This is a genomic window from Pantoea sp. B65, from assembly GCF_047308185.1.
Classification (GTDB): domain Bacteria; phylum Pseudomonadota; class Gammaproteobacteria; order Enterobacterales; family Enterobacteriaceae; genus Erwinia.
In genome coordinates, this window is record NZ_JAHXPU010000045.1 from 413,775 (window position 1) to 436,875 (window position 23,101).

Consider the following 23,101-nt stretch of genomic DNA (forward strand, 5'->3'; position numbering starts at 1 on the left):
GTTGCACCTTAAGGTCGGAAATTGCACGATAAAGCTAAATAAAAATCATTATCATTGGAGGGGGTATGACGGAACCGAACCTGAATGAAAGGAAACTGCTACTGCCGGAAAACCTGCAACTGTCCGCGCGTATCAGTATGAGATGTATTCAGACCACGCTGGAACAGGATCGGGTATTTAAAGGGGAGTATGGCCCACACCTGACGCTGGTGATGATGCAGGAGGGGGCCGGGTACTTTATGCTTAACCAGCAAAATCTACAGCACTACCGGCCACACTCATTCTGGTTGTCATTCGCGCAAGCCGCTTGTACCGGCTATGATTTTTTCCCGCGCCACCACTTTTACCATCTGTTGATGATTGAGTTTTCCGCGGAACAGATCGCGCAGGTTGCGGCCTGCGGGTTGGTCGCGCCAGACGAAGAGGCGTGGGTGCTGTCAGCGGAGCTGACGGAGGAGATGAGTCGACAGATGCAACGTCTGCAACAGGGACTCAACGATCGCTCGCCTGTGGGTTTATTACATCTGGAAAGTATGGCGCTGGAAGCATTGTGGCTGGCATTACGCCAGTTACAGCAACAGCAGCAGGTGGTAAATATCGGACCGGTGACACGTCTGTATCACCGCGAGCGCAAACGGCTAATCGTCGCGCGCGATTATATTCGCCAGCACGCCGCCGAACCGCTGACCATTGAGGATCTTGCACAGCAAGCCGGATTAAGCCAGATGGCGCTAAAGCGCGGCTTTCGCGCGATGTTTGGCATTACGCCATGGAATTATGTGATCGAATGTCGTCTGCGCGTCGCACAGCGGCTGCTGGAAAGCAGTCCGCTGCCATTAAATGATATTGCCCTGCGCAGCGGCTTTGCCCATGCGAGCCATATGACGCGCTTTTTCCAGCGCCAGTTTGGCCAGACTCCGGGACGCTACCGCATCACCCGGGAGCGCACTGCTGATGAAGGTTAAGCCAGCCGGCCATTGCCAGCAGCAGCGCATCACGGTGCTGCTGCAGATAGAAATGACCACCGGGATAGCAGTGCAGCCTGCTGTTGCCATCGCCATACGCCAGCCATTGGTTCATAGTCGCCACGCTCACCTCCGCATCGCTGTCGCCGCAGAAAGCCTGCAGCGGCAAGCGCCGTATCCGCTCCGCCTGCTGCCAGCGGTAACCTTCGGTTAGGGTAAAATCAGCGCGCAGCGCCGGCAGAAACAGCGCCAGCAACTCCTGATGCTGCAGCACATCTGTCGGGGTACCCTCCAGTCCCAGTAACTGCTGCGCCAGTTCGCTGTCGTTCATCAGATGGCGCAGCGGCGGTGGCGTTGGATGATGCGGCGGTCGGCGTCCCGACACGAAGATCCCCTGTAAGGTAGCCGCAGGCAGCCGCTGCGCCAGTTCAAAGGCCAACAGCGCGCCAAGGCTGTGACCCAATAAGCCATAGGGCTGCTGGCAGAGCGGCGTCAGTACTGCACTCAGTTCCGCCAGCAACGCGCTCAGATCGCTGCGTGGATGCTCAGTAAAACGGCTGGCGCGACCAGGCAATTCAAGCGGGCAGAGCTGCATACCCAGCGCTTTGGCCGGCGCCAGCCATTGGCGCCAGCTGGCGGCATTGCCACCCGCATGATGGAAGCAGAACAACGGCATTCCGGCCCCGGTTTGCGGCAGACCAAAGGGCAACCAACGTCCAGGGGAAAGCGGCGCAGGCGCTGGTGGTTGCTGAAGCGCCTGCACCAGCCACTGCTGCAGGCTGGCGCGCTGCTGGCGCAGGAAAAAATGGCCGCCGCTGACGCGTTTAATGGTGGTGCTGGCGGTCAGATGCTGTTGCCAGCGCAGCATCGCCGCCACCGGCACCAGCGCATCATCTTCCGCCAGTACCAGCAGCGCAGGCACCGCCAGCCTGACGTTGCTGGCAGCCTGATAGTGCTCGGCCAGCGCGCAGTCGGCGCGCAGCGCCTTGCCTGCTGTCTGCATCATCTCCTTATCAAGCAAAACGCTGTCCGGAGTGCCGCCGAGGCGACGTATTTCGGCGCAGAATTCATCATCGCTGGAGGTGGAAATTCGCCGGGCAGGCGCAATATCGGGCGCCGGACAGGCCATCAGAAACAACAGGCGCGGCGGACGGTTGAGCCGGGAAAAATGTCGCGCCAGCTCGAAGGCCACCTTGCAGCCGAGGCTACAGCCGAGTAGTGCCCAGGGGCGATAACTGAACGGCTCAATCTGCTGCGCCAGCTCTGCCACCAGACTCTCCATGCGGCGCTGCGGCGGCTCATCAATGCGGTTTTCCCGTCCCGCCAGCTGCATCGCGCAGAAACGCCACTCCTCCGGCCAGTCGCCATCACTGCCCCAGTCACGATAAATCGATGCGCCGCCACCGGCATACGGCAGGGCAAACAGATTAAGCGCCGCATCCGGTTGCGGCTTTCCCAGCGGGAATACCGCGTTATTGCCTCCGTTTACCGCCTGATCAAGCCGCTGGCTACGCTGGCTGAGGGCCGACAACAGTGCTGGCGGCAAGGGCTGTAGCGGTAACTCTGTTGCCGGTTTCTGCCAGTGAAAACAGTAATAATCCGCTTCGCCACGTTCCAGCGCCTGATAAATCGGCGTACCGGGCAGGGCGAAATAGTTGCGCAACCCGGCAAGATCCTGTTCCGTATGCTGCGGCTGGCGTGCATTTTGCAACCGTTCAATCACTTTTTCGCCGGTGCTGCGGCGCGCGGCCAGTACCTGCTGACGGATTGACCAGCCATTGATGGCGATAAACCCCAGATGGCTGAGCGCTGTCGCCACATCATCCCGCGTCTGCCGGGCAAAAATATCGCAATAGAAAAAGTCGCCACCGGGTTTGAGTACCCGCCACACCTGATGGTAAAAGGCCGCCAGATCCGGGTAAGCGCCGGAAGATTCAATATTAATCACCATATCGACACTGCTGTCTGGCTGCGGTAGCTGGCAGGCGTCCGCTAACTGAAAACGCAGGCGCGGTTGACGATGGCGCTGGCGGCAGAAATTAATATTACTGCTGCTGAGATCTACGCCGGTGACGCTCAGAGGACGCCACTTTTCGGCTATCAGCGCCGCCGCGCCGCCGCGCCCACAGCCAACATCGAGAATATGACGGCCATTAACCGGCCGATCGCCGATCAGTTGCAGTAGCAACTGGCGCTGCGCGTCGCCCGCTGACAGCGCCGGACCATCGGCAGGCTGGAAGCCCCAGTTAAGGAACAACGCCTGTTCGGCCAGACCGGCGGCGTTGAGCAGCTCGCCAAGCTGGCGGTAAGCATCATCATGGTTTGACATAGCGGTTATCCGTAACAATATCAGCCGCGAAAGCGCGCGGATCGGGAAAAGGTTTTAACGGTGCGGCAAAGCGGGTTAACTGTGGCGCACCGGCATTCCGCATCAGTGTAATCCAGGCTTCGCCATGCTGTTGCCACCACGCAGGCTGTTGCCACCATGGCGCTGGCTCCGCCACCAGTTCGCGTAATGCCGTCAGGATCGCCAGCGGAAAATCATGCTGCGTCGCTTCGATCAGATTGGGCGCCTGCGAGCGGCCCAATACCATGCCGACAGGCTGCTGGTTGTAATGGGATTGCTGATGGCATTCGGGCGACAATAGCCACGAGGCGGTGACGCCATCCTGCTGGTAATCCGGCGCGTAAATCGAATGGCTCCATACCACCGGACCGAAACTGCTGGTCAGACAGACATGGCCTTCCGTGCCGCCAATGGCGATCCGGTGCATCACCAGACTGTGATGATCCGGATCGCGTGGGTCGAGAGTGGTTTGCAGGTTGATGCACACCGGGACCCCGGCAAATGTTCCCTGCATCTGGCGGAACGGCCACGGGGGCGTTCCGTCCGGTAGCGCCGGCAGTTGCGGCGCGCTGCAGATCATCGGTGACAGGTCGCCCAGCGCGCGGCCAATAATATCCAGCGATGAGTAGAGCAGTTGCAGGCTGGTGGTCAGTTCGATAAACGTCGGTTGCTGGCGGCTGGCGCTCTGGCGTACGTAATCAATAAAGCAGCTCGCGGCGGGCAGCGCCGGATAGAGGGTATTGATGTGATAGCGGGTGCCATATTGCCGTGCCAGCCCCTGTAAACGGCGAATATCACTGAGATGCACCGGGTGCTCCTGTAATACCGCGATACCGCGTTGCAGCAGCTGTTCAGCGAGGCTGGAACCGTCGCCGCCAACAATACGGCTGCGAATCACCACGCAGGCGATATCAATCTCATCGGGTAACTGATCCACCTGCTGATATAAGGTGACCTGTAATTTTTCCGCCAGCAGGCGTGAACGCTCGCTGCCGCGGGCGAGAATCCCTACCAGTTCAAACTCGCTGCTCTGGCGGGTCAGCGCCGCCAGATAATGTTCGCCAAAACGGGTGCCGCAGACCACTACCCGATATTTATTCCTCATAGCGCCTCCTTTCTGGCCTGCTGCGCCAGTGCCACGATCTGCGCATCCGGCGGTAAAAGCTCGTTTAACGGCGCCTGCCAGGCTTCCGCCACGGCGGACAGGGTTTCCAGTAACTGATGCAGCGTCATCAGGACAATTTCACCGATCTCTTCCGGCAGGGTGCCGCGTTGCAGATCGATATTGAATAGCAGCGCGCTCTCCTCCTCCAGCGCCTGCAGATGCAGCGGCGTGAGCGGCTGAGCGGCATATTCATAAGCCGGCATGCCGAGTAACGGATCCGAGGTTTCCGCAATGGCATAGGCCTGACGTACTCCCAACAGACTGGTAAAGGCCACCGGTAAGCTCTGCAGCCAGTCGGCTTCTACGGCATTGCCCGGCAGATGCCGCGCCAGATGCTGCTGACGCCGCTGTGCAACCTGCTGCGCCAGGGCGGCAAAACAGCTGGCGGCGCGCAGATCCAGCGCAACCGCGGCCACGGTCGTGGCGTCAGCGATCAGCTGTGAGGCATGAGGGTGAAGCGGCAGGCGATCGGTAAAGTCGAGACGCAGGGTAAAACTATCCTGTGCTGACCAGTCGCGCAGCACCAGTCCCCAGGCGGCTAACAGCAGGTCAGTGCCGCTGATGCCCTGTTGTTCCCCGGCATTTTTTAGCGGCAGCCACTGCCCGGCAGGTAATGCCGTGCGCCAGATGGCAAACTCTGATGGCCCGGGGGTTTTCTGCCACGGCAATCCCGGAGGCGCAGGCAGGGCTGGCGGTTGATAGCGCGCGCTTTGCGTTTGCGCCAGCGCCAGCAGACTATGGTGATAATCCTGCGCGGTAAAGGTCAGCGTCGGTAGCGGCAGATCAGGATGATGAATGGCGCTGTCCAGCTCGCGCAGCAGCACGCGGAAGCTCTCGATATCCACCAGCAGGGTATTCAGGGCAATATGCAGGCGGTAGCCCTGGCCGCTGGCGCTGACCGCCAGCACGATCTGCGGCGGTTGTTGCAGGTCGAACTGATGCCGGGACAGCGCTGCACGCAATGCCAGTTGCCGGTTCAGCAGCGCCTCTGGCGTCAGATCACCCCAGTGATAACGCTGCATGGAAAGCCCGGGTATCGCGTCGGCGAGGATGATTTCCCCCTGCGGCGAGATGGCTGCCCGCAGCATCGGATGACGCGCCAGCAGACGCTGCCAGCCCCGTTCGAAAGCGTCCAGCGGGAAATCATCAGGCTTATCGTATTCGACATACAGCAACCGCGGCGCCTGCGGATGCTGTCGCCAGCGCAGGCGCTGCAATGGCGTCAGCGGCAATAGCGTCGCTGACGGCGCCTGGCGGGCAATATCTCCGCGTTGATCCAGCCAGCCTGGCTGTGCGTCTTCCAGTTCATCCAGCGCCCGGCGCAGTAACGACACGTTATCGGGCTGCGCCGCCATCTCCTGGCGCAGGGCGGCGAGCAACTCTTTGACACTGGCGGCGCGGAACACATTTTCGGCATTCAGTTTCACCCCGAGATCGCGGCCAAGGGTTTCATTCAGATCGAGGAACAGCAGGGAGTCGAGGCCCAGCTGTACCAGATTGCTGTCGGCGCCGATCAGTTCTGGCGCACAGTTCAGCTGGCGCGCCAGAGTCTCGCGCAGATAGCGCTCCAGCTGCAGTTCTTCCTGCGGTTCAGCCGCATCGCTGACCACCGCTGGTGAATTGCCCGCTGTCAGAAACTGAGCGAAGCGACCGGCATCGGCGGCGGCCAGCTGTCCGGTCGCCAGTTTGTGCCAGTCAACCTGCATCGCCGCTACCACCGGCTGTGCGCCAGCACGCGCCGTCTGCAATAGTGTCAGCGCGCTGTCGGTCGCCAGTGCCGCCATCCCCCCGGCAGCGAGGCGTTCAGCCAACTGCGGTGAGGCCGACTCGGTTATCTGCCAGTATCCCCAGGCAACGGCAAGGGTGTCATGGCCGCGTGCGCAGCGCTGCTGCGCCAGACTCTCCAGCGCGCCACAGGCGGCAGCATGCGCGCCCTGGCCCTGCGGACCAAATACCGTAGCGGCGGAAGAGAAGTAAACGGTTTGCGCTGGTTGCAGGCGCGACTGCCAGCGATCCAGTAGCTGCGCCGGTGCCAGGCGGGCCGCCAGCGTCTCCTGCAATGTCTGCCAGCTCAGGCGGGCGACCGGGGTATCATGTACCACACCGGCCAGATGCCAGAGGGTGGCGATCGGCAGATGCTGACGCACAATGCGTTCCAGCGCGGCCGTTAAGGCCGCCTGATCGCGCATATCCACTGTCGCATCAATAACCACTTCCACCCCACGCTGGCGCAGGGCCGCCAGTTGCTGCTGCTGATCGCTGCGCGGCCCCCGGCGGCCGAGAAACACCAATTTACTCGCACCCTGAGCGGCCAGTTCATCGGCAAGGGCCAGCCCCAGCGGCGACAGGCCGCCGGTGAATATATGGCAACCGTCAGCGGGCAGCGGGGCGGTTGTTAGCGCAGTGCGTTGCAGCTGAACGCTGTGCCAGCCGCCATCCTGCCAGCGAAATTGATCGGCATCGCTGGCGGCAATCTGCTGACATAGTACGTCGTCCAGCGGTTGCGGCAGACCACCGCTATCAATTAACTTAATGCGGCTGTCAGGATATTCGTGACGGGCGACGGTCAGCAAACCGGGCAGCCAGCTGGCCGCATGCTCAGAGCCATGGTGATGCAGCAATCCCTCTGCGCACAGCAACAGGGTACCGCCAGCTGCCAGCCGCTGTTGTAACTGGGTAAACAGCGCAGGCTGCGCCGCCTGATCCGCCGGGATGGTCAGTTGCTGCCAGCGGGTGGCGCGGCCCGATGGCGTCAGCTTTAGCGGCTGCCACTGCCAGTGATACAGCGCACCCTGCTGCCGCCAGGGTTGTGGCAGATGGCGTGGACGCACAGTCGCTTCCACGCTCGCTACCCGCGCCGCAGAGAGACGGGCGCTGAACAACGGCGTATCGGCAATAAATGCCTGCACCGTTTGCTGTTGCTGACAAAGCGTCACCACCAGCGGATCCCCCGCGCCCTGCGGATCGCAATGCCACACTACCTGTGTCAGGCGGGCCGGCGTTTCCGTTGCCAGAGCGGTTAGCGCTGCGTTCAGCAGACTCTTTTCTGAGCAGTCGGCAGCGATGGTAAAGTGAATCGCCGCCGCCGGGGAGAGTGCCGGGGCGGCGGCGATGCGCGCCATAATAATCTGTTCGCCCAGCGCTGCGGCAGGTTGATTGGCCGCCGGACAGGCGGCGAACTGGACAAAACCGGCATCCTGCAGGGCCGACTGCCAGTCCTGCTGCGAGGCGAAGAGTTCGCCATGACGCAAGTCGGTGTCGCTAATCGGTGGTACCAGCGCACCAAAGACAAAGTCGAACAGTTTTTTGGGCGCGGTGATTTCGCGCATCAGCAATACACCGCCAGGCTTCAGCACGCTGGCGAGGTTACGCAGCATCCGGCGTAAGTCCGCCGCATTGTGCAGAACGTTGGCAGCGACAATCGCGTCATATTGCCGTCGCGGCAGCCCCTGTCGGGTTGCTGGCTGCTCCATATCAAATGGCAGATAATCGATAAACGGCCAGGCGGCAAATTTATCCCGCGCCCGTTGCAGAAACAGGCTGCCGAGATCGGTAAAGCTGTAATGTTCGCACTTGCCTGCAGGCAGTGCGCGTAACAGATCCTGGGTGGTGCCGCCGGTGCCGCCGCCGATCTCGAGGATCGCCAGCGGCTGATGGCTGTGCTGTGCCAGCGCCGCCAGCGCCTGAGCGGCGATCTGATTGAAATAACGTGACCAGGGCTGCTCCTGATACATATGTTCGACATCGGCAGTGGATGCCGCCGGGAACACCACGCTAACCGGATCGATATCGCCGCGCAGCATCGCGCCCAGTTCGGGGCCGGTACGGGCTATTAACTGCGCCAGATGCTGATAACCGGCGGCGCGCATCCGCGTCAGCCAGCCGTCAACATCAATCGCCGCCGGGCGCAATTCACCATAGCAAAGCTCGCCATCCTGTTGACGCTGCTGCAGCGCGCCGCTGGCGGCCAGATCGCGCAGCAGGCGCTGCATCAGATCATAGTAGCGCGGCGGAATGCCTGCGGCCTGCATTAACTGTGTCACGTTCAGGAATTGCTGCGGTTTTTGCAGTAACTGCATCTGCTGCAGCATCTGGCTGACATAGTGTTGATGCAGAGCATCGACGCAGCGATCTTCCTCTTCCAGCAATGCCAGATCGAGTTGCGCACCACGTTCGCTGGCGGTATGTCGGGCGCTTTCGCACAGTGCCTGCCAGCCGTCGGCGGGCTGCGGGCTGGCGACCGACGTCTCATACCAGCAGCGTTCACCGTCAAATGGGGTCACCGGCAGCAGCGCACGGCGGCTGACAGGCGCAATAATATCGTGCCACTGCGGAGTGACCTGAGTCAGCTGGCGCAGCAGAGCTGGCGGAATTTCAGCGTTATGGCTGGCGACGACGGCGCTGACCCCTGCTGCGCCGGTCAGCGGTTGCTGCTGGAAACCGGGGCCCTGTTCGCTAATATCCAGCAGCAGAGCAATCCAGCCATCAATATCGGCGGCGCACAGCAGCAGACGCTGGTTAAACAGCGTACGGTGATAAAAACTGGTGGCGCCATAGGCGTGGGCATCAAAACCGGCTTCACGGTCGCTGAGGCGCAACAGATGCTGCTGCGCCAGCGCACGCAGGCTGTTTTCGCTGCGCGCGGAAAGCAACAGTAACAGCGGCTGGCCGTTATCCGGCTGGCTTTCCGCCGCCGGAGCCGCTTCGAGGATGGCATGGGCGTTACTGCCACCAATGCCAAAGGCGCTGACGGCGGCACGCAGCGGCGTGCCGCCAGCCGGCCAGGGTTGCAACTGCTGCGGAACATAGAACGGCGAAGCGGAGAAGTTAATCGCCGGATTAGGGCGTGAAAAATTAATACTCGGCGGGATCTGCCGCTGCCAGATGGCCAGTCCGGCTTTCAGCAGGCTGCCAATACCGGCTGCGGTATCAAGATGGCCGAGATTACTTTTTAGCGAACCGATGGCTGCCTGCTGCGGCTGCGGCGTCCAGGGTGCCCAGGCTTCGGTCAGAGCGTTGACTTCCAGCGGGTCACCCAGAGAGGTAGCGGTGCCATGCGCTTCAACCAGACCAATGGTATCGGCGCCGACACCCGCCATTGCCAGCGCATCGCGGATCACATCGCGCTGGCCGCTGAGTGACGGTGCGGTGAAACCGGCTTTGTCATTGCCATCGTTGTTGGTGGCGGTGCCGCGGATCACCGCCAAAATCGCATCGCCATCTTCCAGCGCGCGGTCGAGACGTTTTAGCAGCACCACTGCGGCGCCATTGCCCACCAGGGTGCCATTGGCATCGGCATCAAACGGGCGGCAGTGACCGTCGGCAGAGAAGATCATTCCTTCACGCCAGAAATAGCCTGCCTGCTGCGGGAAGCTCAGGCTGGCGCCGCCGGCCAGCATCATCTCGGCATCGCCGCTGGCGATCGCCTCACAGGCCAGATGGATGGCGATCAGCGAACTGGAGCAGGCGGTTTGTACCGTATAAGCCGGACCGCGCAGCCCCAGTTTGTAGGCGACGCGCGTCGCCAGGTAATCTTTGTCATTACCCATCAGCTTGTGAAACACCTGGGGTGAAACAATCTGCTGCGCATCCTCGCGCTGCGCCAGCTGATAAGTGCTCATCCGGGCGGAGCCGATCACCCCGGTACGCGCGTTCAGTGTCGCCGGCGGGTAACCTGCCATTTCCAGCGCTTCCCAGGCACACATCAGAAACAGGCGCTGCTGCGGGTCGATGCTCTCTGCCTCCTGACGCGAATAGCCAAAGAAGCGCCACTCAAAGCGGTCGGCATCCTCCACCACCGCGGCAGCGGGAACATAGTCAGGGCGTTGCAACAACGCCGGGTCGACGCCGGCGCGCTGTAGCGCCCGGGCGTCAAAACGTGAAATCAGCTCTTCGCCGTCGGCAATCCGCCGCCAGAACTCAAACACAGATGCCGCATGCGGGAAACGACATCCCGCACCGATAATGGCGATGGGCAATGTATCGCCATACTGGCGGGTAAACTGCTCGGAATTAAATGGGTTCATTAGCTTACTTTTCCATGTCTGCATTAACGTTGACGTTGCTGACGACGACGCTGACGCGCCTGCCGCCGTTCGCTGATATCACTGGCCGGTTCAGTTACCGTCTCTTCCTGACGTGCCAGCCAGTTGGCCAGGGCGCGTGCATTCGGGCGGTTAAACAACTCCACCACCGGCAGTTCCACTTTCAGCTTCTGCTGCAGCGCCTGACGCAGGCGAATTAGGTGCAGGGAAGTGGCGCCCGCCTCAAAGAAGTTGATCTGCGGCGCTACTTCGCCGAGTCCGGCGATGCGCTGTAACTGTTCACAGATAACCGCGGCGATGGCATCACTACCGTGCTGTGGTCGATCGGTTACGGTTTCCATCACCGGCGCTGGGGTAGCGGTTGATTGCCACTGACAGGGCGGCAGCAGTGCGGCAAGATCCTGCTGCCAGAGCTCGCTGCGCTCAGCCAGCGCCGCCAGCAGATGACAGTAGTGGTCGAACATTTGCTGTGGCAGCCCTGCCGGGAACAGCGCATCAACACAGTCCCAGCTGAATACCAGTTCACCGCGGCGTTCCACCACCTGATGGTCGATCCATACCTGCGGCGTCTGGCTGACGCTCCAGCCAAATTCCCCCAACCAGTCGGCGGCAACGCTGCTGTCGCTGCCGCCAGCATCAACCCCCAGCCCACTGGTAAACACCACCGGCATCGCGACCGCGTCGATGCGTCCGCGACGGCGCGCTGCTTCACGCAGTACCCGTACAGCAGAAACCTCGCTATGGCCGAGATCTTCCCACAGCTGTCGTTGCAGCGCGCAGGCCCGGCTGGTGAAGTCCGCCGTGCCGCGCATATCACAGGCCAGCAGGCTGAGTGAGGTAAAGTCGCCGACAACCAACGGCAACTGAGGGTGGATATCCGGACGCTGAAATAGCGTCAGATTCAGAGTGAAGTGGGCTTCGCGACTCCAGTTAGCCAGCACGGTACTCCAGACGGTGAGCAATAGCGCATTCGGCGTAATGGCGGCGTCGGCAGCGTTATCACGCAGTGTCTGCCACTGACGGCTACTGAGACGTGATTCGCGGCGAATAAACTGCGGCATTGCCTGCGGGGCGTGTTCAGTCAGCGGTAACTGCGGACCCGCTGGCAGGCTATCGAGTCGATCCAGCCAGTAGTTCAGCGCCGCCTGCCAGCTGGCGCGCAGCGGCCATTTCTCCTGCGCCAGCACATAGTCGCGAAAGCGAATAGCCATAGCGGGCAGCTCTGTTTCAGGCTGACGCGCCAGTTGCGCCCATTCCGCCAGCAACATCACCATTGAACGCCCGTCACAAATCAGGTTATCGAGGCTGATGCACAGCCGGACCATAGTGTTATCGAGCTGAGCGGCACGTATGGTAAACAGCGGCCAGTGGCGGCTGTCATGGACTTCATGACTGAGCGCCGCGCGGGTTTGCTGCTGCCAGCGATCGCGCTGGCTGCTACTGGCGTTACGCAGGTCCTGACACTGAATCTGATACGCCGGCACCTGCTCAAGCACCCGTTGATAACCGGCGTCGTCGATCACCGCCCGCAGCATATCGTGGCGCGTCACCAACCGTTGCCAGGCGCTTTGCAGCGCGTGGTGACTCAGATCCGCGACATCGATCTCCACATACAGGTGGGTGGAGACGCCGCTCAGGTTAAGACCACTCTGGCGGCCGATCCAGTAGGCCTGCTGCACGTCGGTGAGCGGGAAGGGCTGATAGCGCTGAGCGTCATCCGCCAGCCATTGTTGCTGTGCTTCCTGCCATAGCGGCGCGGCGGCCACTTTGGCGGCGAAATCGCCAAAGCGCGGCGTGATAAACAAATCGCGCAGGGCAACCTGCCGTTGCAACTGATGGCGGATTTTTTCCACCAGCCGGACAGCGGTCAGACTATCGCCGCCCGATTCAAAGAAGTGGGCGCCGGCGGCGGGGTGGTCGCCACCGAGTAAGGCCGCCCACAGAGTGGCGAGGCTGGCATCGCTGCCCTGCCATGCGCTGGCCGGCGCTGGCGGTTGTAGCCTGGCGTCGACGCCCGGACGCGGCAGCAGGGCGCGCGCGACTTTGCCGGTTGCACTGAGCGGCAGCGCATCCAGCGCCATTATGATTTGCGGCACCATATAGCCAGGCAGCAGGGTGGCAAGATAGTCACTGACTTTCGACGGCGCGAACTGCCACAGCCTGTCAGGCATTTGCGCCATTAACAGATGCAGACCGCCGTCGTCCAGTAGCGGCAGCGTCAACATCGCCTGCAACGGATAGCCCTGTTGCTGTAACTGCTGTTGCCACTGGCCGACATTCAGCAGCGGCAGTTGCTGCTCACGTCGCTGATCTTCCAGCTGACTGTAACCGGCCTCCAGCAGCGCTACCGTGGCCAGCTGGAAGGTGCTGTTACGCGTCATTTCCGGCGCCAGCAGCCAGCCGCCAGGGCGTAACAGGGTGGCGATACGCTGCAATAAACGCGGGATATGGCGGCTACGGTGCAGGGCATTAAATGCCACGACCAGATCATAGCAATGGCCGCTGATCTCTTGCTGCGCCAGCGACTGTTCGCTATCCAGCACGCTAAACTGGAGTTGATAACCGGCTAAGCGCGTCTGTGCCTGCTGTACCAATAACGGTGAAGCGTCAGTAAAGTGATAATCCAGCGCCACATCGTCGAGTTGCGCCAGCAGGGTGTGGCTGGCCACACCGCTGCGTCCGCCAATTTCAATTATACGCGGCGCCCGCCCCAGTTGTGCGGCCAGTTGACGGATCACTGCCGCCAGGGCGCTGGTCAGCGGCGCACTGAGTGGATTGGCCTGCGTCAGCTGCTCGGGTGACAGGGCATCATCATCGCTGTAGAACAGCTCCAGCGCACTGGCTTCACCGCGTAACACCTGCAGGCGATCGCTGGCGCCCTGTTGCAGGCGTATCAGCGCCGCCCGCGGCAGGGCAAACTCTGCGGCCTGCGCCAGTAAATTCTCCCATGCCGGAATAGTCTGCTGCGCCTGCTGCTGCCATTGCTGCGCCAGGGTAACAAATTCCGTCGCCGGATTAAGTACTGCGCCTGCGGCGGCCAGCGTATCGGCAATCGCCCGTGCACCGAGGTCGTCGATCAGCCGCCAGAACTGCTGTAGCTGCTGGTTATCCGGCTGAGGGCTCTGCTGCGCCAGTTGGCGGCGGGCAACCTCAGTCAGCGGCTGAGCGTTGGCCAGCGGCGCATCAGCGCTGATCTGCTGACTCAGCGCCTGCGGGTTGGCGTCCAGCACCAGCCACGCCGCCAGTCGCTTTTCACCCGCTTCGTTGCCCAGCGTATCGACTACCGCATCGCGGATAGCCGGATGCTGTTGCAGTGCCGCTTCAATTTCACCCAGTTCGATGCGGTTACCCGCAATTTTCACCTGATGATCGCGGCGGCCAAGGAACTCCAGCGTACCATCCGGCCAGTAACGCGCCAGGTCACCGGTGCGGTACAACCGCTCGCCGTTATGCTCAATAAAGCTGGCAGCGGTGCGTTGCGGGTCGTTCTCATAGCCCAGCGCCACGCCGCACCCGGCAATCCACAGGTCGCCAGTCACATAGTCCGGGCAGGGACGCCGCTGACTGTCCAGCACCTGATATGCCTGATTGGTTAACGGCCAGCCATAGGGAATACTTTTCCAGTGATTCTCAAGGCGATCAACCACAAACCAGTTGGACCAGATGGAGGCTTCGGTGGCGCCGCCCATCGCCACCAGCGTGGCTTGCGGCGCCAGATTTTTCAGGTGCTGCGGCAGATGCAGCGGGATCCAGTCGCCGCTGAGGAACACGTGGCGCAGCGCGTAAAGCGCCTGTGGGTGGTAATCCGCTTCCGTCAACAGCAGGTCCAGTAACGCAGGCACTGAGTTCCAAATTGTGACGTTGTCGCTTTTTATCAGCGCCAGCCAGCGTGCCGGATCGCGTGTCGCTTCCGCTTCCGGCAGCAGCAGGGTGCCGCCAGCCGCCAGGGTGCCAAAGATGTCCCAGACTGAAAGATCAAACCACAGCGCCGATAGTCCCAGCACCACGGCATCGCTATCAACCGCAAAACGCCGGTTAATATCCAGCACGGTATTTACCGCGCCGCGGTGATCGATCAGCACCCCTTTCGGGACGCCGGTCGAACCGGAGGTATAGATAACATATGCGGCATCGCTGATCTGACGTGGCACTGGCGGTAAGGCGCTGGCGGTTTCCGGCTGTGCGGCATCGACCACCACGCAGTGGGCGAAAGTTGCCAGCGCGTGGCGATAGTCCGGCTGGGTCAGCAACACGCGGATATTGCTGCCATGCAAAATGGTTTGCAGACGCGCGGGAGGGGTATCGGCAGAGAGCGGCACATAGGCTGCGCCCAGCGCCTGAATCGCCAGACAGCTGGCAACCTGTGCCGCACCTTTATGCATTACTACCGCCACGCGATCTCCGGGTGCCACACCGGCGTCCAGCAACTGGTGCGCCACGCCGCGGCTCCAGTCCGCCAGTTGCTGATAGCTCCAGTGGCCTTCAGCGGCAATCAGCGCGCGGGCCTGCGGTTGCGTCGCGGCGCGTGCGAAGAACAGACTGTCAAGGGTCTCCTCACTCAGTGGCGCCGCGGTGGCATTAACTGAACGGCGAACCACCAGCTGCGCCGCGGGCAGCAGCGCAGGCAACGGTTGCTGCCACCACTGCTCATCGGCGGCCAGTTGCTCCAGCAATTGCGCATAGGCGTTAAACATCGCATCGAGAACGCCTGGCTGGAACAGCTCATCGACCGCATCCCAGTTATACACCAGTGCGCCGTCCTGCTCGCAGGCCTGGTGATCGAGCCACACTTGCGGCGTCTGGCTGATACCGTAGATAATTTCACCCAGCGGGCTTTCTGTTGCGCCTTTGGTCGGGTCATTAACCCCCAGCTGGCTGGTAAATACCACCGGCATAGCGACCTGCGCCTGCTGCTCACGCCCGCGATTCCATTCACGCAGCACCTCCACGGCGCTGAAACTACGATATTGCAGACTTTCCAGCACTTGCTGATTGACCTGCGCGGCACGCCCGGCGAAGCTGAGCGGCTGCTGATGATCCAGCGCCAGCAAGGTTACCGCGGTAAAGTCGCCCACCATCTGCGGCACATCGTCGTGCCACGGCAGGCGATCAAAGATCGTCAGGTTAAGGCTGAAGCTTGGCTCACTGCTCCAGCTGGCCAGCACTTCAGAGAAGGCGGCAATTAAAAGCGATGCAGGCGTGACGTTGTAACTTGCACCGCGTGCGCGCAGCTTCTGCCAGGCAGCGGCGCACAACGTGCGCTGGCGGCGGCTGAACTGTGGATGGACGCGGCTTAGATTTTCTGCGATCAGCGGCAGCTGCGGCGCTGCTGGCAGGGTTGGCAGGCGTTGTAACCAGTAGTCGCGATCTTGTTGCCACTGCTGCAGACGAGCGCCTTCACGGTTCTGTTTCGCCAGCACATAATCACGGAAACTGATGCTGAACGGTTGCAGTCCCGCCTGGGTCAGACTGCCGTCGGCGCGGTACAGCGCCACCAGTTCGTCCCACAAAATCTGGCTACTGGTGGCGTCATTGATCAGCATATCAATACTGATATGCAGGCGACTGCCGCCATTCGGTAAGCGGGTCACGCGTAGATCAAATAATGGCCAGCGATCGGTTGGCAGCACCTGATGGGACAGGACGGTACGCCACTGCTCACAGTGCTGTTGCACCTGCGCCTGGCTGGCGTGTTGCATATCGGCAACCGCAATCTGATACTCCGGCACATCCGCCAGTATGCGCTGGCGGCCATCTTCGGCAATAATCAGACGCAGCGCATCATGACGCGCAATCAGCAGGTTCCAGCAGCGCTGCAGGCGGGGAATATCCAGCGCCTGCGGCGCGTCCGCTTCCAAAAAAGCATGGCAGGCGACGCCGCCCAGCGGATAGTGTTCCTGACGGCCAATCCAGTAGGCATATTGCAGTTCAGTCAGCGGGAAGGGGGCATAGCGCTGCGCCGCATGGTGCGTGATGCGCATTTCACTGGCCGTTGCCGGGGCGGCGCTGTTCAGCTGCCCGGTGAGGAAGGCGATCAGGCGCGCCGGTGTGCTGTGTTCAAACAGCGCTTTCAGCGGACAGGTAATACCCAGCTCGCTGTCGCAGCGGCGGGAAAAGTCCATAATCAGAATTGAATCCATTCCCAGAGCCAGCAGTTCGCTGTCAGGCTGAATACTGTGCGGTGCAATGCGCAGGGTGCGCGCCAGCTCATTACGCACAAAATCATGGATTATCTGCTGTTGTTCCGCACGCCCCAGCTGATGCAGGTTAGCGGTCGGCAACTCGCTGGCCGCCACCGCAGTTTGCTGCTGCTGCGTTACGCAGCGGTTAAATAGCTGCACAGGGCTGTAGAGAGCGAATAGCGGAACAAATTTCTGCCAGTCGACCTCTGCCGCCAGCCATACCGCCGGAAAATCGGGCGCGCCGACGCCAGCGGCAAACAGCTTATCCAGTGTCGCCAGATAGCGGGCCGGCGGCTGGCGCTGAATTCCCGCCATCCGTAAATATTGCAGCAGAGAAGCATCCACTTCCGACATGCCGCTGCCACCGCTCCACGGCCCCCACGAGATACTCAGTCCTGCTAAGCCCTGATGGCGACGCTGACGCATCAGCGCATCCTGCCAGGCGTTGGCCGCGCCATAGTGAATCTGCAGGCGCGAGCCCCAGACGCCGGAAATCGAGGTAAAGCAAACAAACCAGCGCAGCGGCAGCTCCCGGGTAAACTGATGCAGCAGGCGGGTGCCGGTGATTTTCGCCGCCGCTACCGCCTGATAATCTTCACGGGTAATGGTCTCCAGCGGATTAAAGCGCCCGACGCCGGCACAGTGGAATACCCCGGTCAGTGTAGAGCCAGTGGCGGCAATCCGGCTAAATAGCGCGGCGACCGACGCCGGTTCGGCGATATCCGCCTCCACACAGGTCAGCGTGATGCCCCGGCTGCGCCAGTGCTGTAACCAGGCCTGCAGATTGCGGCGCGGCGCCTGGCGACCGGTGAGGACCAGATGGCGTGCGCCATGATGGATCAGCCACTCGCTGATATGGCGGCCGAGCGCCCCCCAGGCACCAACCACCAGCACAGCGGATTCGGCATCAATGCGGAATTCATCCTCTGCCGTCAGCATGCTGCTATCTGCCGGTGTCAGACAGGGATGCAGCCACTGCTGTTGGCGCAGGCACAGGGCATCTTCTGCGCCGAAGCAGCTGGCGGCCCGCAGCACCGCATTCGCCAGTTGCCAGATGCCGGTTTCAGCGGCGATATCCAGCATCAGCCATTTACAGGCCGGGTACTCAATCGCCAGCGCCCGTGCGGCGCCCCAAAGCGCCGCCTGATCGACATCACAGGCTTGCTGAACGGGGGCTTGCCCCTGGCGGGTGATCAGCATCAGGCGCAATACGCCTTTCAACTGCTGAACTTGCTGCAGCAGTTCGATTAGCGACCAGACCGCCTCTTCCGGCGGCGGCAGATATAGCGCCACATCCTCCTGCTGCCATGCGGCGATCAGTTGCTGCGGATCGGTACAATAGCGGGCATCAATCTTCTGCGCGGCAAAGCTATCGGCGAGATGATGACAGCTCTCTTCATCGCCCAGCAGCCAGTAGCGGCGCTGCTGGCTGCTGGCGGGCGGTGTGGTGATGGCCTCCCATTGCTGGTTATACAGCGCCACCGCCTGCGCACTGCTGTGCACCGGTAGTGGCTGTAACGGCAGCGGTTCGCGTGGCGCATCGCCATCATAGTCAAGCCAGTAGGTTTGCCGGTGGAACGGATAACGCGGCAGCTGACGTGGCGACAGCAGGGGCTGGTTAAAGGCCGCGCACGCCGGATTATCCCAGGCAAAATTCACGCCGCGCAGATAAAGGTCGCGCAGGGCTTCGCGCCAGCTGAGCAGCTGTGGGCTGGTGCGGCGCTGGCTGGCGACCAGCGTCAGCGGATGCGCCGGGGGATTGCTGAGCAGATGACGCTGCGCCAGCGCGCTGAGAATGGCATGCGGGCCAATCTCCAGTAGCAGGTCGCACTGCTGCGCCGCCACCGACAGCGCCTGGTGGAAACGTACCGTCTGGCGGGCATGCTGACGCCAGTAGTCGCCATTCGGCGCCCGGGTCAGGGCTTCGCCGCTAAGGGTTGAAATCAGCGGTATTGCTGGCGGCAGAGTGGCGACGGAGTCGCAGCATTGTTGCCACTGATCCAGCATCGGATCAAGCAGCGGTGAGTGAAAAGCATGAGACACGGTAAGTGGGCGGGCGCTGATATTCTCCTGCTCCAGCCGTTGGCGTAATTGCGTTAGTAGCGGTAGCGCTCCGGCCACTACGCTATCTTCTTCGCCATTCAGTGCCGCAATCGCCACCTGCGCGCTTTCTTCTGGCGTCAGATCCGCAAGACGCTGTTGCAGCGCTTCGGCGCTTAAACGTACCGCCAGCATACCGCCGCCGGCCGGCAGCGCCTGCATTAAGGCGCCACGCTGTACCATCAGACGGGCGGCATCGGCGAGACTCAGGGATCCGGCAATCACCAGCGCGGCAAACTCACCAATGGAGTGACCAAGCAGCACCACCGGCTGAACGCCGTAACTCTGCCACAGGCGGGCCAGCCCGTAGCCAACAGCAAACAGCGCCGGTTGGGTGATGGCGGTTTGATTCAGGCGATCGCTCTCGTCGGCAAACATCAGCGCCAGCAGCGACTCCCCCAGCCACGGAACGATTGCGGCCTCGGCAGCATCAAGAGCAGCGCGAAACGCCGGTTCCTGCTGATACAGCTGGCGTGTCATCCCGGCATACTGCGCTCCCTGGCCGGTGAACATAAAGCCGACCCGCGGCGGCGCATTAACCGCATCGCCGGGCGTTGCCTGACTCAGCGCGTCGCGCAGCTCGCCACTTTCGCTGGCAACCAGCGCCAGGCGTAAACTGTGATGTTCGCGCTGGCGCGCCAGACTGGCGGCCAGTGACGCCAGCGGCAGGTCGCTGTCCAGCCGTTGCAACCATAGCTGGCGCAACTGCTGCAGGGATTCGATGGATTGCGCCGAGATCAGAAACAGCTGCGGCTGCCGATTGTCGTCTGCCGGCGCGCTGATGCTGGCCGGCGCCTGTTCCAGCACCACATGCGCCAGCGTACCGGCAAAACCATAGGAGGTGACACCGGCCCGTCGTGGTTGATTGCGCACCGGCCAGGCTTGCGCTTGCGCCGGTAAGCGTGCCGGGATAATCGCTAAATCGATCAGTGGATTCAGCTGATTAAGACCAATATGCGGCGGGATCACTGCATGTTCCAGCGCCAGGATGGCTTTGACCATCCCGGAGGCGCCGGCAGCGGCTTCCAGATGGCCAATATTGGTTTTTACCGAACCGAGCCACAGCGGCGCAGCGGTCTGGCGACCGTTAAATACCTCGGCCACCGACTGATACTCAATCGGATCGCCAAGGCGCGTACCGGTGCCGTGCAGCTCAATATAGTCAATATCATCCGGCTGCAGCCCGGCGCGCTGCAGTACCCGCTGCAGTAAACGGCGTTGCGCCTCGCCGTTTGGCGCGGACAGGCTGCTGCTGGCGCCGTCCTGACGTACCAGGCTGCCGCGGATCACTGCGCGTATATGATCGCCGTCCGCCTGTGCCTGCGACAGAGATTTCAGCAGAAAAGCGACGCAGCCTTCACCGCGCACATAGCCGTCAGCACTGGCATCGAAGGTTTTACACTGGCCGTCCGCGGCCAGCATGCCCGCCTTATGCAGCACCTGATCAACTTCGGGTAGCAACTGCAGTTTCACGCCGGCCGCCATCGCCATTTCACACTCGCCGAGGCGCAGCGCCTGACAGGCCATATGCAGCGCGCTGTGGGCTGATGAGCAGGCGGTATCGACCGCTATCGACGGGCCTTCCCAGCCGTAAAAGTAAGAGAGACGGCCACAGGCGGCGGCGAAGGAGTTACCGGTGCCGTAGTAGGCATCAAGATGTGTATTGTCGCCGGTAATAAAGGGGATATGGGCGTAGTCGCCGGTACCAATTCCGACAAAAACGCCAACATCGGCGCCTTTCAGCCGCGAAGGACGCAGACCGGCATCCTCCAGCGCATGCCAGCTCACTTCCAGCAGCAACCGTTGCTGCGGATCGGTGTTGATCGCCTCGCGCGGCGACATAGCAAAGAATGCGCTATCAAAGTCTGCCGGGCGATTAAGGAAGGCGCCAAAACCAGGGATCTCTTCATTGCTGCGAAAACGCTCGGCGGGCATAGGACGGATCGCCGAGCCGCCATCCAGCAGCAGTTGCCAGAACTGCTCATCCGTTTGTGCCTCTTCACCGTTGGCTGCCGGCAGACGGAATGCCATGCCAATAATCGCGACCGGCTCATCCACCGCGCAACCTGCGGCAGAGGTCGCTGTCGGCAGCGCGGGTTGCTGTAGCGCGCTAATTCGCGCTGCCAGCGTACTGGCGGCCGGGCTGTCAAACAGCGCGCTGTCAGGAATATCAAGCTGGAATTGCTGGCGGATCCTCGCCAGCAGGGTGGCGGCGCCCACCGAATCAAGGCCATAGCTAAACAGCGACTGACGCGGATCGATATTGCGCGCGGTCACATTGCCCAGCAGTTCCGCCGCCTGCTGACAGATCCAGCTGACCAGCTCGCCGCTATGCGGCGCAACCGGCTGCTGCGCTGCGCTCTCGTCCCATAAAACATGCAGTCGCCGCTGTTGCCAGGCTTCGCTCAGGGCGCGCCGACGAACTTTGCCGCTGGTGGTGCGCAGCAGGGTACCTTTGCGGATCGGTACTACCCGCCATACCGCCAGTTGATGCTGTTCGGCAATTGCCTGTCTGACATCTGCCACCAGTTGTTGCAGTGTCCGGTCATCGGCGCGCTGCGTCTCCAGCACCACCACCAGCCGCTCTTCATCGTGATGCTGACAGGAAAACGCGGCGGCGCCATCAGCCAGCGCCAGCGGATGGGCGGCAATTGCCGTGGTTTCAATATCGTTCGGATAGTGGCACTGGCCGCGCACAATCAGAATATCTTTCAGACGGCCGGTGATAAACAGCTGTCCCTGATGGAGAAAGCCGAGATCGCCGGTACGCATATAGCGCCGTCCGGAGCGATCCTGCGCCAGGCGGGCGGCAAAGGTCTGTCGACTCTGCTGTTCACGTTGCCAGTAGCCGGCAGCCACTGCCTTACCGCTAATCCAGATCTCACCGCTATAACCGGCAGGCTGCGGCAGATGGCTGTCGGGGTCGACAATTTGCACATCCTGGCCGCCAAATTCATTGCCGCAGCCGACATAGCGACGGGTGCGGTTGCTGGCATGTTCAGCAATCTGCACCTGATTGCGCAGTAGCGCCTGCTTGTCAATATCCAGATAGACCGGCTCGCTGGCGCTGTTACCCGCAGCGATTAGCGTCGCTTCCGCCAGTCCGTAAGAGGGTTTCAGCGCCTCACGCCGTAATCCGCAGGCCTTAAAGCAGTGCCAGAATGCCTCCAGCTGTTGCGCAGAGACCGGCTCGGCGGAGGGCACCAGGCTGACAATCGATGACAGATCCCAGCCTGCCACCCGCTCAGGCTGTTGGCGGGCTGCGTCGGTGCAGCGTTGCAGGGCAAAATTCGGACAGGGCAGCACGGTGCCGCGCAGCTGGCTTGCCAGCTCCAGCCAGCGCAGCGGATCTTTTACAAACGCCGCCGGTGGCAGATAGACCGCCGTATTACCGAACAGTAATGGCGAGAGGATGCCCATAATCAGCCCGAGATCGTGATACAGCGGTAGCCAGCTGACCACCACGCACTGCGGTGACGGTAGCGTCAGGCAACTGAGAAAATCGAGATTCGCCAGTAAATTACGGTGGCGATTGATCACCCCTTTCGGTTGTCCGGTCGAGCCGGAAGTGTATTGCAGAAAGGCGATGGTATCGCCATTAATTTCAGGCAACTGCCAGCGTGGCTGCCAGTATTCATCATCATCGGACTGGGTGTCGATCAGCGCCAGTTGATGCTGTCTGGCAAAAGCAGTCAGATCGTCGCCGGAGAGATCAATGATTTCCGCTCCGGTAAGAATCATCGCTGGCTGGCAATCTTCGGCAATCGCATCAAGCTTGCTCAGCACGCGTTTGACGCGGGCCGGGCCGGATAAGTTGACCGGCACGCCAATCACACCGGCATAGAAACAGGCCAGCAGCGTGATGACATAGTCGACGCCGGACGGATAGAGGATCAGCGCGGTAGTCCCCGGCGCATAGTGCTGCTGCAATTTGGCCGCTAATGCCCGCGAGCGCCCGGCGACCATCCCAAAGGTCACAACCTGTTCCGCGCCGTGGTGGTCGTGGAAACGTAAAGCCGGAAAATCACCCTGCTGTTGAGCATAAAATTCGATGCCCTCAACCAGGGTGGAAAAACGATTTAACAAAGGGTGATGCGATGCCATTTGCTTAAACCTCAAACAGTGAGATGACTGTGAAATTAAGCATCGCCCACGATGTCCAGTAAAAAATTAAAGCAACCTTGCCATCCCTTCGCACAATTCCGCGATAGCGAAAAACACTATCCTTTGTGCTGTTTTTTTCATCAAACTTTCGCTTGCCACCGTAATAAAAATAATTATCATTTGCAATATCGTTT

Annotated in this window: 5 protein-coding genes; 1 reads left to right on the forward strand and 4 read right to left on the reverse strand. The window is 61.3% G+C overall.

Going from position 1 to position 23,101, the window contains the following annotated elements; all coding sequences use genetic code 11:
* Positions 1–65: 65 nt before the first annotated feature.
* Positions 66–965: a helix-turn-helix domain-containing protein gene (locus JWF83_RS25980; RefSeq protein WP_413653400.1), complete on the forward strand. Its 900-nt coding sequence runs from the start codon at positions 66–68 to the stop codon at positions 963–965.
* Here the strand turns inward: JWF83_RS25980 and JWF83_RS25985 are convergent.
* From JWF83_RS25985 to JWF83_RS26000, 4 genes are read right to left on the reverse strand one after another with little or no spacing between them, the layout of a single operon-like run.
* Positions 934–3,294 carry an alpha/beta fold hydrolase gene (locus tag JWF83_RS25985; RefSeq protein WP_413653401.1) on the reverse strand — a complete coding sequence of 787 codons (2,361 nt, stop codon included), beginning with the start codon at positions 3,292–3,294 and terminating at the stop codon, positions 934–936. The two genes, JWF83_RS25980 and JWF83_RS25985, sit on opposite strands and share 32 nt — an antisense overlap.
* Positions 3,281–4,417 (reverse strand): Gfo/Idh/MocA family oxidoreductase, encoded by a 1,137-nt coding sequence (locus JWF83_RS25990; protein ID WP_413653402.1) that lies wholly within the window; start codon positions 4,415–4,417, stop codon positions 3,281–3,283. The genes JWF83_RS25985 and JWF83_RS25990 overlap by 14 nt, the downstream gene beginning before the upstream one ends.
* A complete protein-coding gene (locus JWF83_RS25995; RefSeq protein ID WP_413653403.1) occupies positions 4,414–10,503 on the reverse strand; it encodes an SDR family NAD(P)-dependent oxidoreductase in 6,090 nt (2,029 codons plus the stop codon). Before JWF83_RS25995 ends, JWF83_RS25990 begins: the two co-directional genes overlap by 4 nt.
* Before the next feature lie 23 nt (positions 10,504–10,526).
* Entirely contained in the window at positions 10,527–22,907 is a 12,381-nt protein-coding gene (locus JWF83_RS26000; protein WP_413653404.1) for an amino acid adenylation domain-containing protein, read from the reverse strand.
* Between the last annotated feature and the right edge of the window lie 194 nt (positions 22,908–23,101).

Coding starts and splice junctions, on each gene's coding strand:
- JWF83_RS25980 (WP_413653400.1), top strand. CDS start 66: ATGACGGAACCGAACCTGAATGAAAGGAAACTGCTACTGCCGGAAAAC.
- JWF83_RS25985 (WP_413653401.1), bottom strand. CDS start 3,294: ATGTCAAACCATGATGATGCTTACCGCCAGCTTGGCGAGCTGCTCAAC.
- JWF83_RS25990 (WP_413653402.1), bottom strand. CDS start 4,417: ATGAGGAATAAATATCGGGTAGTGGTCTGCGGCACCCGTTTTGGCGAA.
- JWF83_RS25995 (WP_413653403.1), bottom strand. CDS start 10,503: ATGAACCCATTTAATTCCGAGCAGTTTACCCGCCAGTATGGCGATACA.
- JWF83_RS26000 (WP_413653404.1), bottom strand. CDS start 22,907: ATGGCATCGCATCACCCTTTGTTAAATCGTTTTTCCACCCTGGTTGAG.